General features: G+C 73.8%; 11 protein-coding genes and 1 pseudogene. 5 read left to right on the top strand and 7 right to left on the bottom strand.

Translation table 11 applies throughout. From position 1 onward, the window contains the following. Positions 1–374 (top strand): hypothetical protein (locus SSBG_RS27680; RefSeq protein WP_234010666.1); only part of this gene is annotated, 374 nt, incomplete at its 5' end. A 120-nt stretch (positions 375–494) separates the two neighbouring features. Here the strand turns inward: SSBG_RS27680 and SSBG_RS27675 are convergent. Then, positions 495–1,300, bottom strand: a pseudogene (locus SSBG_RS27675) (MerR family transcriptional regulator). A 217-nt stretch (positions 1,301–1,517) separates the two neighbouring features. Here SSBG_RS27675 and SSBG_RS27670 point away from each other — a divergent pair. Further along, positions 1,518–2,243, top strand: a complete 726-nt coding sequence (locus SSBG_RS27670; RefSeq protein ID WP_037870780.1) for a DUF4190 domain-containing protein — start codon at positions 1,518–1,520, stop codon at positions 2,241–2,243. Positions 2,244–2,285: 42 nt separating this feature from the next. On the opposite strand, the gene SSBG_RS27665 is transcribed toward SSBG_RS27670, so the two are convergent. Then, entirely contained in the window at positions 2,286–3,581 is a 1,296-nt protein-coding gene (locus tag SSBG_RS27665; protein WP_008749353.1) for an FUSC family protein, read from the bottom strand. Between the two features lie 168 nt (positions 3,582–3,749). Between SSBG_RS27665 and SSBG_RS27660 the strand changes: the two genes are divergently transcribed. Next, on the top strand, positions 3,750–4,823 hold the full coding sequence (locus tag SSBG_RS27660) for a glutathione S-transferase family protein (RefSeq protein WP_008749352.1): 1,074 nt from the start codon (positions 3,750–3,752) through the stop codon (positions 4,821–4,823). A 66-nt stretch (positions 4,824–4,889) separates the two neighbouring features. Here the strand turns inward: SSBG_RS27660 and SSBG_RS33875 are convergent, their stop codons facing one another. The 3 genes from SSBG_RS33875 to SSBG_RS27650 all read right to left on the bottom strand — a co-directional run bounded on the left by SSBG_RS33875 (position 4,890) and on the right by SSBG_RS27650 (position 7,598). Further along, positions 4,890–5,051: a hypothetical protein gene (locus tag SSBG_RS33875; RefSeq protein ID WP_008749351.1), complete on the bottom strand. Its 162-nt coding sequence runs from the start codon at positions 5,049–5,051 to the stop codon at positions 4,890–4,892. A gap of 60 nt (positions 5,052–5,111) precedes the next feature. After that, a complete protein-coding gene (locus SSBG_RS27655; protein WP_008749350.1) occupies positions 5,112–6,311 on the bottom strand; it encodes an MFS transporter in 1,200 nt (399 codons plus the stop codon). A gap of 219 nt (positions 6,312–6,530) precedes the next feature. Next, the gene (locus SSBG_RS27650) at positions 6,531–7,598 is read right to left on the bottom strand and encodes a cation diffusion facilitator family transporter (RefSeq protein WP_037870777.1); all 1,068 of its coding nucleotides are present in this window, start codon (positions 7,596–7,598) and stop codon (positions 6,531–6,533) included. A gap of 310 nt (positions 7,599–7,908) precedes the next feature. Between SSBG_RS27650 and proP the strand changes: the two genes are divergently transcribed. Continuing rightward, complete coding sequence (proP, locus tag SSBG_RS27645) at positions 7,909–9,435, top strand: glycine betaine/L-proline transporter ProP (RefSeq protein ID WP_008749347.1); 1,527 nt, start codon at positions 7,909–7,911, stop codon at positions 9,433–9,435. Between the two features lie 124 nt (positions 9,436–9,559). Here the strand turns inward: proP and SSBG_RS27640 are convergent, their stop codons facing one another. Together SSBG_RS27640 and SSBG_RS27635 are read right to left on the bottom strand one after the other, a co-directional pair. Further along, positions 9,560–10,045, bottom strand: coding sequence for a GNAT family N-acetyltransferase (locus SSBG_RS27640; protein ID WP_008749346.1), 486 nt, complete (start codon positions 10,043–10,045; stop codon positions 9,560–9,562). A gap of 94 nt (positions 10,046–10,139) precedes the next feature. Further along, the gene (locus tag SSBG_RS27635) at positions 10,140–10,760 is read right to left on the bottom strand and encodes a TetR/AcrR family transcriptional regulator (RefSeq protein WP_234010665.1); all 621 of its coding nucleotides are present in this window, start codon (positions 10,758–10,760) and stop codon (positions 10,140–10,142) included. 206 nt (positions 10,761–10,966) lie between these two features. On the opposite strand from SSBG_RS27635, the gene SSBG_RS27630 reads away from it, so the two are divergent. Continuing rightward, the gene (locus tag SSBG_RS27630; RefSeq protein ID WP_234010664.1) at positions 10,967–13,141 is read left to right on the top strand and encodes an MMPL family transporter; all 2,175 of its coding nucleotides are present in this window, start codon (positions 10,967–10,969) and stop codon (positions 13,139–13,141) included. Positions 13,142–13,699 lie beyond the last annotated feature (558 nt).

Genomic DNA, 13,699 nt, shown 5'->3' with positions numbered 1-13,699 from the left:
CCGCCGCCACGACGGCCGCGCCCGCCGCCACGTCGGCAGCGCCCGCCGCCCAGGAGGCGGCACCGGTCGCGGGGGACGCCCCCGCCGCCCCCCGCGAGACCCCCGTACCCACCGGGCGGCCCGCGCCCGTGGTGGAGGCGGGCGACCTCTTCGCGCCCGCCGCCTCCGGCGGCCTCGGCCGCAGTGCCGCCCGCACGTTCGCCCAGCTCAAGGAGGGTGGCGCGGCGGGACTCGCGCTCGATGAGCTGGCCGCGCGCGCCGGCTTCCAGCCGAACACGGTCGGCAAGCACCTGAGCGGCCTCGCGGAGCGGGGTGTCGCGGAGCGGCGCGGGGACCGCTGGTACGCGACGGAGCGGGCCGCGGCCCTCGCCTGAGCGGGTCCGGCCGAAGCCCCGGGCGCGGGGGCACGGCCGCCGCGCGCGGGGCGCCGCTTCGCTCGTGTACCGCGAGGCGGCGCCCTCCCGGCGGCGCGTACGTCCCCGGGGCCGTGCGCCTCAGCCGGCCAGCGGCATCTGGAGCTCGGTCACCCACGTCGCGGGCTCGCCCGCGCACTCCAGGTAGACCTCGCGGGTGAGTCCCGCCGCCCTGGCGCCCTCCGTCTCCGGCCAGCGGCTCATGAGCTGTTCCGAGGCGAGGACGGTGTCCATGGAGCCGTGGTGGACGAGGGTCGCCGCGCGGGCGGCGGCGGGCAGTGTGACGGCGCGCAGCCCGCTCCCGGCCGCGGGCTCGGCGCCGACCGGGAAGAGCGCGTGGACCTCGACGGGGCCGTCCTCGCCCTGCCGCTGGACGTAGTGGCCGATGCCGGGGCCCTGCGGCCGGATTCCGGCGGCTTCCAGCAGGCGGCACACCTCGTCGAAGAGGGGGCCGATGACGGGGGTGATCGCGTCGGGGTCGTAGGCCGGCGCGACCGCGGTCAGCCCGGCGGCGCGGACGGCGGGCAGGTTCTTGACGACGATGTCCTGCGTGGACATGTGTCCCTCGCTCTCGATGACGTGGAGCCGCGCCCCGATCCGGGCGAGCCGCGTCCGGGCCGCCGCCTCCTCCCGCGCGAGCTGCGTCTGGCGCAGGCGCAGCATCCCGCGCAGCTCGGCCGGGGCGACGTCCTCGGCGAGGAGGCGCCCCACCTCCTGGAGGCTGAAGCCGAGTTCCTTGAGCGCGATGACGCGGTTGAGCCTGCCGAGCTGCTCGGCCGTGTAGAAGCGGTACCCCGTGCGGGGAGCAGGAGCCCCAGGGCGTCGTAGTGCCGCAGCATCCGTACCGACACCTGCCCGTGCCTGGCGAAGTCTCCGATGGTGAACATGACGTCCTCACTTCACGGTCTGACACGGGGGGAGGGTCAAGCGGCGCGGGCGCCGAGGACGCCGGAGCCGGGGCGGGCCGGCGCTTCGTGACGCAATTGTTGAACGGATTCACCACGAGTGAGGGGAGAATGGGAGCCCCGCCGCGGCCCCACCGCTCCGGACGGGACCTCCATCCCCTCCGGGCACGCCGGAACGCGCGAGAAAGCAGGACCGCACATGTCCCACTCCCCCGAGGACAGCGAGCGCCCGGGCGGCGCCGGGGAGCGCCTCGACCTCTCCAAGCCGCCCGTGCCCGAGCAGCCGCCCGGGGAGCCCGGCGCCGCCTCGCGGCCCGGACCGCCGCCGCAGAGCCCTCCTCACCCGTACGGGACCCCTGGCGCCCCGTACGGCCAGGCCCCCGGCGCCCCGTACGGCCACGACTTCGGCGGCCCGTACGACCGGGCCCCGGTCGGCGGGTACGACCAGGTCCCGGGCGGCGGGTACGGGCCCGGCCCCTACGGGCAGGCGCCGGGTCCGGTGCCGGGGCAGGAGCCGTGGGGGCCCGGGTACGGCGCCTCGTGGCAGGGCCAGACCCCGCCGGGCGGGGGCCTGGCCGTGGCGGCGCTGGTCTGCGGGATCGCGGCCGTGGTCCTGTGCTGGACCATCGCGGGCGGGATCATCCTCGGGGTGCTCGGGCTCGTCTTCGGGATCATCGCGATGCGCCGCTCGCAGCGGACGGGGGCACCGAACAGGGGCCTCGGGATCGCGGGGCTCGTCCTGGGCGGCGTCGGCGTCATCGGCGGCGCGGTGACCCTCGGCCTGGTCGTCACGGTCGCCTCGTCCGACGAGGTCCACGACTCCTTCCGCTCGTTCCGCGACTACTCGGACTGCCTCCAGCACGCCCAGTCGCCCGAGGACCAGCGCGAGTGCAAGGAGAGGTTCGACCGCCAGGTCGGGAACTGACACCCCGCCGGGCCGCGGGCGCGGGGCCGGCCGCCGCGCGTGCTAGCCCTCCCCCGGCTCCGCGCTGCCGCGCCCGCGTCCCCTTCGGGGGCGGCCCGCCCGCCGGAGGCCCTTCCTGAGGCGGGTGCGGAGAGCGGCGAGGCGGGGGTAGCGCTCGCGTTCGCGGGCCGCGCCGCGGTCGAGTTCCTCGATGAGGCGGGCCGAGCGCTTCTCGACGTCCAGTTCGTCGAGGACGCGGTCCGCCTCGGCGAGCAGGGCACCGTAGAGCTGCCACTGCGCCGCCTCGGCGCGGATGAGGTCGAGGAGGAGCCCGGCGAGGTGGTCGCGCTCGGTGTGACTCGCCTCCAGGGCGCGGATGAGCGCTTCCTCGGCGTCCTCGGCGCCGGTGGAGAGCGGCGCGGTGATGAGCGCGGCGAAGCTCTCGACGGCGCTGCCCATGTGGAGCAGGAGCCGCGCGTAGCTGTCGGCGGCCTCCTCGGGGAGCGGGCGGCGGCCGGGGCGCTTGGCGGCGAGGTCGGTGAGGGTGCGGAACTGGACCCGCTGGACGACGGCGCAGATCTCCAGGGTGTCGAGCCCGGTGCGCAGCACGACGCGGTTGAGGAGACCTTCGCGGACGCGCGGGTTGAGGCGGGTGCTCTCCTCGGCCTGGCGCAGTTCCTCGTCCACCGCGGCGATGTCGTTGTCGAGGCGGCGCGCGGCGTGCAGCCAGTCGGCGGCGCGCGGCGCGTTGTAGTTTTCGCCGACCTGGAGGGCGACGTCGTTGTAGAGGCGGCTGCTGCGGCGGGCCATCGCCGTGATGGCCTCGCCCGCCGTGCGGACGTACACGGGAGGCGCGAGGAAGAGGTTGAAGGCGAGGCCGACCCCGGCGCCGATGAGGGTCTCGTAGACGCGGTCGAGCGCGGTGTTGGCGACCTGTGAGACGCCGAGGACGAGCATCGCGGAGATGGCGACCTCGGGGACGAACTCGCCGACCCGGACGAGGCGCCCGATCATGAGCGCGGTGAGGATCGTGAGCCCGAGGGTCCACCAGCTGAGGCCGACGAGCGAGGAGAAGCCGCTCGCGATGAGCACCCCGGCGATGACGGCGTTGACGCGGCGGATACCGGTCCTGATCGTCGCGAAGAGGGTGACCTGCACGACGAGGAGCGCGGTGAGCGGCGCGGTCAGCGGGGCCGGCTGGGGCAGCAGGTTGACGGCGAGGACGTAGGAGATGACGGCGGCCGACGTGGAGCGCAGGGTCTGGGTGACGACGGGCTCGGCGGTCCTGCGCGCCAGGCCCTTCACGGGATCGGGCGCCTTGCGCGCCAGGGCGGTCACGGGTGCGGGCACTTCGGGCATTGGCTCATCTTGGCCACGCGGGCGTGCGGCACCGGCCCGGCACGCGGGTCCCGGCAGGTGATTCGCGCGGGCGGAAGGGAGCGGACGGGCGCGCGGCGGGTAGGGGTGCCAGGACGGACTGGGCCCTCGCCGTGCCGGGCGGGGGCGGTGACGACGGGAGCCGGGACGATGGCGGACGCGAAGGACACGGCGGACGGGGCGGAGCGGGCCTCGGCGGGGAGTCCCGGCGAGGACGGCGGGAACTCCTCGTACGGCAGGAAGCCGTTCAAGCGCTCGCGGAGCCACTTCGCGGACCGCGTCACGGCCGACGGGCGGGACGGCTGGCCGGTGGAGGCGGGCAGGTACCGGCTCGTGGTGAGCAGGGCGTGCCCGTGGGCGAGCCGGGCGCTCGTCTCGCGGCGGCTGCTCGGCCTGGAGGACGCCCTTTCGCTCGCGGTCGCCGATCCGGTCCAGGACGACCGGAGCTGGCGGTTCACGCTCGATCCGGACGGGCGGGACCCGGTACTCGGCATCCGGTACCTGGCGGAGGCGTACGACGCGCGGGAGCGTGACTACCCGGGCGGGGTGAGCGTGCCCGCGCTCGTGGACGTGCCGAGCGGGCGTCTCGTGACCAACGACTACCAGCGGCTCACACTCGACCTCGCCACCGAGTGGAAGGAACTGCACCGCCCCGGCGCGCCCGACCTCTACCCCGAGGCGCGGCGCGAGGAGATCGACCAGGTCATGGACGGCGTGTACCGCGACCTCAACAACGGCGTCTACCGGGCGGGATTCGCCGATACCCAGGAGGTGTACGAGGAGGCGTACGCGGATGTCTTCCGGCGTCTGGCGTGGATGTCGCGGCGGCTGGAGCGGCAGCGCTACCTCGTCGGCGACTCGCTGACGGAGGCGGACATCCGGGCGTTCACGACCCTCGTGCGCTTCGACGCGGTGTACCACGGCCACTTCAAGTGCAACGCCCACAAGCTGGCCGAGGACCCGGTGCTGTGGGCGTACGCGCGGGACCTGTTCCAGACGCCGGGCTTCGGGGACACGGTCGACTTCGGCCACATCAAGCGGCACTACTACGAGGTGCACCGGGGCATCAACCCGGCCGGTATCGTGCCGCGCGGTCCCGAGCCGCTGTCGGCGTGGCTGAGCCCGCACCACCGCGGGGAACTGGGCGGCTCCCCCTTCGGCGAGGGCACGCCGCCGGGGCCGGTCCCTGCGGGCGAGGCGGTGCCGTCACTGGGCCGCGGCTGACACAGCGGGCGGGCGGCCACCGGGTGTTACCCCCGCCGTCTGCCGGACGGCGCGCCGGGGGCCGCCTCACTCCTCCCGTTCGAAGTCGGCCTGCGCCTCCTCGACGTCCAGGTCGTGCCGTGCCGCGTCGTACAGCTCGCGCACGAAGCCGCGCGCCGCCTCCTCCTCGGTCCCGGGCGCGGTCTCGCGCAGGCGGACGGTCCACTGCTCGATCGCTTCGTCTCTCATGACTCCAGGGGACTACGCGGGCCCGGGTGCCGCCACTCGGGTGGCACCGGACGCCCCCGTTCAGCCCGGGAGCAGCGCGCGCACGCGGGGCCGCAGGACGTAGACCCCGACCCCGGCGGCGAGCGCGAGGACGCAGCAGGAGAAGACGAGTCCCGCGGTGCGCAGTCCCACGCCCTCGGCGAGCGCGCCGACGGCGATGACAGGCACGGAGATGCCGATGTAGGCGAGGACGAAGTACGCGGAGAGCGTGGCGCCGCGGCGCTCGCTGGGTGCCCGCACGCCGACCGCCGTGGTCCCGGCGCGGAAGGCGAGGCCCTGCCCGAAGCCGCCGAGCACCGCCCCGGCGACCAGGAGCCACAGCACCTCGCCCGCGAGCCCCCCGGCGACCAGGAGGAGCCCGGCGACGAGCACGAAGCAGCCGGTGGGGAGCGCGCGCCGTACCCCGAAGCGGCCGAAGGCGCTCTGCCCGGCGATGGACCCGGCGAAGGCGAGGAAGACGACGAAGCCCGTCGCGGCGAGGTTGTGCACACCGAGGGTCTGGCTCAGGAAGCTCGGCGAGACGGCGGTGAAGAGGCCGAAGAGCGCGAAGCCGGCGAAGGCCGCGCAGGCGGCGGGGACGAAGACGCCGCGCACCTCGGGCGGCACGGCGAGGCCCCCGGGGCGCGGCAGGGTGCGCGGGCGGGCGCCCGGCACGGGTTCGGGGAGCGCGAGCAGCGCGAGCGCGGCGAGGACGACGAGGCCGAGGTGGACGAGGTAGGGCAGCCGCAGCGGCCAGCGGGCGTACTCGGCGAGGATTCCGGCGAGGAGGGGACCGCAGCCGAGGCCGCCCATGTTCGCGGCCGTCGCGGCGAGCGAGGCGCGGGCGGCGTGGTGGCCGGGGGCCAGGTCGAGCACGTAGGCCGTCGCCGCGCCGGAGAAGAGCCCGGCGGCGAAGCCGGAGAGGAGGCGCCCGAGGAAGAGGGCGGGCAGTCCGCCCTCGAAGACGAAGCAGAGCGCGCTGGCGGCGGAGAGGCCGAGGCCCCACCACACGGCCGCGCGCCGCCCCGCGAGGTCGGACCAGTTCCCGGCGAGAAGCAGTACCGCGATGACCCCGAGCGCGTACACGGCGAAGACGATCGTCACCATGAGCTGGCCGAAGCCGAGTTGCTCGCGGTAGAGGCCGTAGAGCGGGGTCGGGAGGGTGGTCCCCGCCATGCCGACGGCGAAGACGGCGGCGACGAGCGGGTAACCGTGCGGGAAGCGGGGACGGGGCGCGGTCATGGTGCCACGGTAGGCGGGACCCGGCGGGAGCGCCCGGCCGGGGCGTGCGTGCGCGGGTGCCCGGCCGGGGCGCGGGCGGGGGTCCGGCCGGGGCGTGGCGGGGGGTCAGGGGGGTGTGCCGCCGGTGCCGGTGCGCCCGCCCCTCGGGGCCCGCTCCCGGAAGCGGTGGGGCGGGGCCGAGGGGGCGGGCGGTCCGGAGGAGTGGGCCTCCGGCGGTTCTCAGGCCGTCAGGTCGGGGCTCGTGTGGGCCTTCGTGGCCTCCGGGGCCTCCGTGACGTCCAGGAAGACCTGGTCGGCCTCGGGCCAGCGCGCGGTGAGTCCCGCCTTGACGCGCTCCATGACCAGTTCGAGCTTCTCGCTCTCGTGGCCCGGCGCGAGGTCCACGCGGGCCGCGACGAGGAGCGAGTCCTGGCCCAGGCGCATCGTGAGCAGGGTGGCCACGCCGTCGATCTCCGCCTGTGCGTCGAGGTAGGCGGTGATCGCCTCGCGGGTCTCGGGATCGGCGCCCTCGCCGATGAGCTGGTCGCGCGCGTCGGCGCCGAGCTTGAAGGCGACGAAGAGGAGCAGGACGCCGATGGCGAGCGAGGCCGCGGCCTCGCAGACGACCTGGCCCGTCGTCATGTGCAGGGCCATGCCCGCGATGGCGAGGAGGACGCCGAGCACCGCCGTGCCGTCCTCGGCGACGACTGTGCGCAGCGCGGGGTCGGAGCCGATGCCGCCCTCCTGCCCGCGCACCTGGATGAGCGCCCGCGCCAGCGAGGTGCCTTCGGCGAGGAAGGCGACGCCGAGGACGACGAGGCCGACTACGTACCCGCTCGTGGACTCCTCGCCCGAGGAGCGCAGCGCCTCGACGCCCTGGAAGACCGAGAAGCAGCCGCCCATCACGAAGATGCCGACGGCGGCCAGCAGGGACCAGAAGTAGCGTTCCTTGCCGTAGCCGAAGGGGTGGCCCGGGTCGGCGGGGCGCTTGCTGCGGCGCAGCGCGGCGAGCAGGAAGACCTCGTTGAAGCTGTCCGCCACCGAGTGGGCCGCCTCCGAGAGCAGGGCGGGCGAACCGGCGAAGAGCCCGCCGACGAGCTTCGCGACGGCGATCACCAGGTTCGCGGCGAGCGCGATCCACACGGTCAGTTTCGTGTGCGCGTCGCTGCTCGCCCCTCCGCTCGCGGGCTTCGGGCGCTCCGCCTCCGCGCCCGGCTCCCGCTCCTCCCGTGTCCCGCCGTCCGGCGTCCCGTCGTCGCGCACCCGTGTCCCGCCGTCGTGCCGCCCGCCGTCGTCGGCCTCGCTCATGGGTCCTCACTCTCTCCCGTCGTACGTGCAGCAGGCACGCACAGCGTGCGGATACCCCGCTCCGCGCGGCTCAGGCGGGCGCTCGTGGTGGACCGTACGGGCTGTGTCCTCACCTCTTCGGCCGTGCCACGCGGCGCGGAGGGCGTGCGGCACGGAGGGTACGGAGGGCGGGCCGCCTCCGTCGCGGGGACGGAGCGGGGAAACCCGTACGCGACCGCACGAGACGGGGAGAGGGAGCGGGATGCCGGAACCGACACGTCGGCCCAGCACGGACCGGGCCAGGAGAGGTGACCGGCAGGCCACCCACCAAATGCTGCGGACCCTGCTGCGACGCCGCAAGAAGATGTACGCGGCACAGGACGTGACGGTCACCGATCCGCCGCGCATCCGGCGCGCGGTGACCGCCGCCGCGCTCGGCAACACGATCGAGTGGTTCGACTTCGGGGTCTACGCCTATCTCGCGGGCACCCTCGGGAAGGTCTTCTTCCCCTCCAGCTCACCGGGCGCGCAGGTCGTGCAGACCTTCGCGACCTTCGCCGCGGCGTTCCTCGTCCGGCCGCTGGGCGGGCTGGTCTTCGGGCCGCTCGGGGACCGGATCGGGCGGCAGAAGGTCCTCGCGGTCACGATCATCATGATGGCGGCGAGCACCTTCGTCGTCGGCCTGCTGCCCACGTACGCCTCGGTGGGCTTCGCGGCGCCGATCCTGCTGCTCGTGTGCCGGCTCGTGCAGGGCTTCTCGACCGGCGGCGAGTACGCGGGCGCGACGACGTACATCGCCGAGTACGCGCCCGACAAGCGGCGCGGCTTCTTCGGGAGCTGGCTCGACTTCGGGACCTTCGTCGGCTACTCGCTCGGCTCGGGTCTCGTGACGGTCCTGACGACGGTGCTCGGCGAGGACGGGCTCACCGACTGGGGCTGGCGCATCCCGTTCTTCGTCGCGGGACCGCTCGGGATCATCGGGCTGTACCTGCGGCTCAAGCTGGAGGAGACCCCCGCCTTCCAGCGCGAGGAGGAGGGCCGCGAGGAGGCCCTGGCCGAGGGCGACCCGGTGGAGGAGGCACGGCAGTCGGGCAAGGGCAGGCTCCGGGACATCTTCGCCCACCACTGGGAGGCGATCCTCATCTGCATGGGGCTCGTCCTGCTCTACAACGTGACCAACTACATGGTCACGAGCTATCTGCCGACCTACATGTCCGAGACGCTCGGCGAGTCCGAGACCACCGCGCAGCTCCTCGTGCTCGGCACCATGGTGCTCGTCGTCCTCACCATCACGACGGTGGGCCGCAGCTCGGACCGCTGGGGGCGGCGCCCGGTCTTCTTCTTCGGCAGCGTCGCGCTGATCCTGCTCTCGGCCCCCGCGTTCCTGCTCATCCGTCAGGGCGGGATCGTGCTCCCGGCGATCGGCTGCGGCATCCTCGGGCTGCTGCTGGTGACGTTCGCGGGCACGTCCGCCTCGACGCTCCCCGCGCTCTTCCCGACGCGGATCAGGTACGGGGCCCTCTCGATCGCGTTCAACATCTCGGTCTCGCTCTTCGGCGGGACGACGCCGCTCTTCGCCTCGGGCCTCGTGGAGGTGACGGGTGACGAGATGGTGCCCGCGTACTACCTGATGATCGCCGGGGTGATCGGGCTCGTCTCGACGCTCTTCCTGCGCGAGACGGCCGGCCGGCCGCTCAGCGGTTCCGGGCCCATGGTGGAGACGGCGGAGCAGGCCCGCCGGCTCGTCGCCCGCAGCCGCGTCCACGCCGGCCGCCAGGCGCGGGACGTCTGGGTGCGCCTACGGCATCCGTGGCACGGGCCGGGGTCGGGACAGGGCAAGGACGGGAAGCGGGAGTGAGGGGGGGCGGGCGTGAGCGGCGCGGCGGGCGATCGGGAGCGGGGCGAGGGGCTGCGCTGCCGTCGGCGGGGCGGGGCCCGCGGACGGTCGCCGGGCCCGCCCCGGCCACGTACCGCTCGTACCGCTACAGCGACCGGTGCAGGCTGTGCAGTCCCACGTATCCGTGCTCGGGGTGGCGGAAGCCCTCCGGGAGGGTGCCGAGGATCTCGAAGCCGAGGGCGCGGTAGAGGGCGAGGGCCGGGGTATTGGTCGCGACGACGGCGTTGTACTGGATGCGCCGGAAGCCCGCCGCGCGCGCCCAGTCGCGGCTGTACGTGACGAGGGCGCGGCCCGTGCCGCGGCCCTGGCGCGCGGGATCGACCATGTAGCTGGCGCTCGCCACGTGCGCCCCGTTGCCGGCGCGGTTGGCGTACATGTTCGCGGTGCCGAGGATCGTCCCGGCCTCCTCCGCGACGACGACGTGGGCGGGGGCGGGCACCATCCACAGGGCGCGTGCCTCCTCCTCCGCCGGGTGGAGCGGGTAGGTGAACGTCTCGCCCGCCGCGCAGATCTCCCGGAAGAAGGGCCAGATGCCCGGCCAGTCGGCCGCCGTGGCCTCGCGTATCAGCATGGGCGTGATCATGCGCGGTCCGCACGGCCGCGTCAAAAGGTTTCGGGCGCGGTCACAGGGGCTTCCGGGCACGGTCACCAGGCGAGCGGCGCGGTCACTCCCCGGTGTCCCGGGCGGCGGCCTCCGAGGCGGTCATCGCGTCGACGCCACCCTTGAGGAAGGACATCGCGAGGGTGATGGCGTCGTTGCGGTCGGCGCCCTCGGGGTGTTCGACGATCTCGGTGACGACGGCGGCGGCGGCGACGGCGGCGAGGCGCGGGCCGAGGGAGCCCGGGCGCTGTCCGGTGTCCTCGGCGAGGATGAGGGCGCCCTCCTCGATGACGGCCGCCATGCGGGCCGTCTTCACGGCCCGCAGTTCCGGGTTCGCCTCGAACATCCGCACCCCCAGCTCCTCCAGGTCGTCGTGGCAGGAGAGTTCCTGGCGCAACCAGCGTTCGAGGGCGTGTACGGCGGGGAGTCCCGGGGCACGCGAGCGCAGGGCCTCGGTGAGGGCCTCGACGGAGCTGTCGAAGGCGGCGAAGGCGATGTCCTGCTTGGAGCGGAAGTAGAGCGTCACCGTGCGCGGCGAGACCTCGGCGGCGGCGGCGATCTCCGCGACCGTCGTGGCGTCGAAGCCCTGTTCGGCGAAGAGCTCGAAGGCCGCCCGTGTGATGGCGGCCCGCCGTTTGGCCTTGCCCCGCTCCCGCAGCCCCGCCCCGTCAGTGACCCTGTTCATGACATCGAGCATAGCGAGGGACGGGGCGCCGGGACCCCTCGGCGGACCACAAATTTACCGCTGACTGCAAAAATACAGTACCGTGCAGAAATCTCGCGGAGCCGGTCCGCGCGAAGCACAGCCCTGAACGGGAGAGACCTGCCGTGGCACAACGTTTGTACGCGCTGGGACGTTGGGCGGCACGCCGCCGCGGGCGAGTGCTCGGGGTGTGGCTCCTGTTGCTCGTGGTGGCGGTCGGGCTCGGGACGACCCTCAGCGGGAAGCTGTCCACCGAGTTCTCGGTCCCCGGGATCGAGTCGCAGGAGGCGCAGGACCTGCTCAAGGAGAAGTTCCCCGAGGCGGCGGGCGGCACCGCGCGCGTCGTCTTCGAGGCGCCCAAGGGCGACACGCTGACGGACAAGAAGGAACAGCGGGCCATCGCGGCCACCCTCAAGAAGGTCGCGGCGGTCCCCGGCGTCCTCCAGGTCTCCGACCCGGCGAAGACGGGCACCGTCTCGAAGGACCGCACGATCGCCTACGCCGACGCCGTCTTCGGCAAGCCGGCCCAGGACGTGCCCCAGTCGGCGAAGGACAAGCTCGACGACGCGCTCGACGCGGCCCGTGACGCGGGCCTCAAGGCGGAGCTGGGCGGCACGGTCTCCACGCCGCCCGTCGAGGTGGGCGGTCCGGCCGAGGTCATCGGCATCGTCATCGCCTTCGTCGTGCTCGCGGTCACCCTCGGCTCGCTCCTCGCCGCCGGGCTGCCGCTGCTCACCGCCGTCATCGGCGTCGGGGTGGGCGTGATGACGGTGCAGTTCCTGTCCCGGTTCATCGAGATGACGAACACGGCGACGATCCTGGCCCTCATGATCGGCCTCGCCGTCGGCATCGACTACGCCCTCTTCCTCGTCTCGCGCCACCGCGAACAGCTCGCCGACCCCGACGAGGACGTGCACGACTCGATCGGGCGGGCCACGGCGACGGCGGGCAGCGCCGTCACCTTCGCCGGGGTCACCGTGATCGTCGCGCTCGCCGCCCTGTCGGCGGCCGGCATCCCCTTCCTGACGGTCATGGGGCTCGCCGCCGCGGGGACCGTGCTCATCGCGGTCCTGGTCGCGCTCACGCTCGTCCCCGCGCTCCTCGGCTTCCTCGGCGAGCGGATGCGCCCCAAGGCGAAGGCCCGGGACACCGCCGCCGACGAGGGTGCCGGGAACGGCGAGGGGCCCGGGAATGCCGGGGGCAAGGCGGGCAGGCGGCGGGTGCCCGGCGCCTGGGGGCTGGCCTGGGGCCGCCTGATGACGCGCTTCCCGGTGCCGGTGCTCGTGGTGTGCGTCGTCGGGATGCTCGCCCTCGCCGCCCCGGCGAAGAGCCTGCGCCTGGGCCTGCCGAGCAACGAGACGCAGCCCACCGCCAGCACCCAGCACAAGAGCTACGAGCTCCTCCAGAAGGGCTTCGGCCCCGGCTTCAACGCGACGCTCCTCATCGCCGTGGACGGGACGAAGGTGCCCGCCAAGGAGCGCGAGGGCATCGTGAAGCAGGTCGCCGCGACGGTCCAGAAGGACCCCGACGTCGCGACGCTCGCCCCGCCCAACACCAACAAGGACGGCACCCTCACGGTCCTCGGCGTCGTCCCCAGGTCGGGCCCCGACGACCAGCGCACGACGGACCTCGTGCACCGGCTGCGCGACGAGGCGACCAAGCCCGTGGGCCAGGCGGGCGGCACAGCCTACGTGGCGGGACAGACCGCGGCGGGCATCGACATCTCGGCGAAGCTCTCCGGCGCGCTGCCGCTCTTCCTCGCCATCATCATCGTGCTGGCGCTCCTCCTGCTCATGATCGCCTTCCGCTCTGTCCTCGTCCCGCTCAAGGCGGTGCTCGGCTTCCTGCTGTCGATCGCGGCGAGCCTCGGCGCGGTGGTCTGGGTCTTCCAGTACGGGCACCTCGACGGCGTCTTCCAGGTGGCCGCCGCCGCACCGGTCATCAGCTTCCTGCCGGTGCTGCTCATCGGGGTGCTCTTCGGGCTCGCGATGGACTACGAGGTCTTCCTCGTGAGCCGGATGCGCGAGCACTACCACCACCACCGCGACGCCCGCGCCGCCGTCGAGCACGGCGTGGAGCGCAGCGGACGGGTCGTCACGGCGGCCGCGCTCATCATGGCCTCGGTCTTCGGCGGCTTCATCTTCAACCACGACCCGATCATCAAGTCGATCGGCTTCGCCCTGACGATCGGTGTCCTGCTCGACGCCTTCGTGGTCCGTCTCACGGTCGTCCCCGCCGTCCTCGCCCTCCTCGGCCGCCACGCGTGGGCGCTCCCCCGCTGGCTCGACAAGGCGGTCCCGAACGTGGACATCGAGGGCGACAGCCTGCCGCCGCGGCCGGGGGCGGGCAGCGCCAAGGAGTGACCCAGGAGGCCGGGGCCGGGGACCTCGGACGTGGGCCGTGAGGAACGCGTCGAGGAACCCGGCCACGGCGTCCGGCCGTTCGAGGTGCACGTCGTGCCCGGCGCCCGGCACCCCGAGGGACCAGGCGTCGGGCCGCGCGGCGAGCATGGCCCGCACCGCCGCCGGGGCGAGGATGCCGTGCTCGGCGACGAGCAGCAGGACGGCCAGTCCCGGCGCGGTCCAGGCGGGCCAGGAGGGCGCGCGGAGAAGGGCGTCGAAGAGGCGGGCGAGCACGTCCACGTCGAAGCGCGGCCGGAGGCCGCCGTCGCGCTCTTCGAGCCCGCCCGCCTTGCTTCCCCCACCGCTCCCCCGTTCGAGCCACGCCGCGGTTCTCGCTCTGTCTGGGTTTGGCCTGCGGCCTCGAGCGCTGCCTACGGATTTTGGTTTCATCGGTGCGTCCCGGACGCCGGCCTATCTTTCTCCTCGATCAGTGCTTGATTCCCGTATTATGTAGGTGTGTTCTATCTTTTTTTTTTTTTTTTTTTTTTCTTTTTTTTTTTTTTTTTTTTTTTTTTTTTT

The organism is Streptomyces sp. SPB074 (assembly GCF_000154905.1).
Classification (GTDB): Bacteria; Actinomycetota; Actinomycetes; order Streptomycetales; family Streptomycetaceae; genus Streptomyces.
Note: the sequence above shows the minus strand (reverse complement) of the source record. Positions and strands in the feature narration are given on the sequence as shown.

Coding starts and splice junctions, on each gene's coding strand:
- SSBG_RS27670 (WP_037870780.1), top strand. CDS start 1,518: ATGTCCCACTCCCCCGAGGACAGCGAGCGCCCGGGCGGCGCCGGGGAG.
- SSBG_RS27665 (WP_008749353.1), bottom strand. CDS start 3,581: ATGCCCGAAGTGCCCGCACCCGTGACCGCCCTGGCGCGCAAGGCGCCC.
- SSBG_RS27660 (WP_008749352.1), top strand. CDS start 3,750: ATGGCGGACGCGAAGGACACGGCGGACGGGGCGGAGCGGGCCTCGGCG.
- SSBG_RS33875 (WP_008749351.1), bottom strand. CDS start 5,051: ATGAGAGACGAAGCGATCGAGCAGTGGACCGTCCGCCTGCGCGAGACC.
- SSBG_RS27655 (WP_008749350.1), bottom strand. CDS start 6,311: ATGACCGCGCCCCGTCCCCGCTTCCCGCACGGTTACCCGCTCGTCGCC.
- SSBG_RS27650 (WP_037870777.1), bottom strand. CDS start 7,598: ATGAGCGAGGCCGACGACGGCGGGCGGCACGACGGCGGGACACGGGTG.
- proP (WP_008749347.1), top strand. CDS start 7,909: ATGCTGCGGACCCTGCTGCGACGCCGCAAGAAGATGTACGCGGCACAG.
- SSBG_RS27640 (WP_008749346.1), bottom strand. CDS start 10,045: ATGCTGATACGCGAGGCCACGGCGGCCGACTGGCCGGGCATCTGGCCC.
- SSBG_RS27635 (WP_234010665.1), bottom strand. CDS start 10,760: ATGAACAGGGTCACTGACGGGGCGGGGCTGCGGGAGCGGGGCAAGGCC.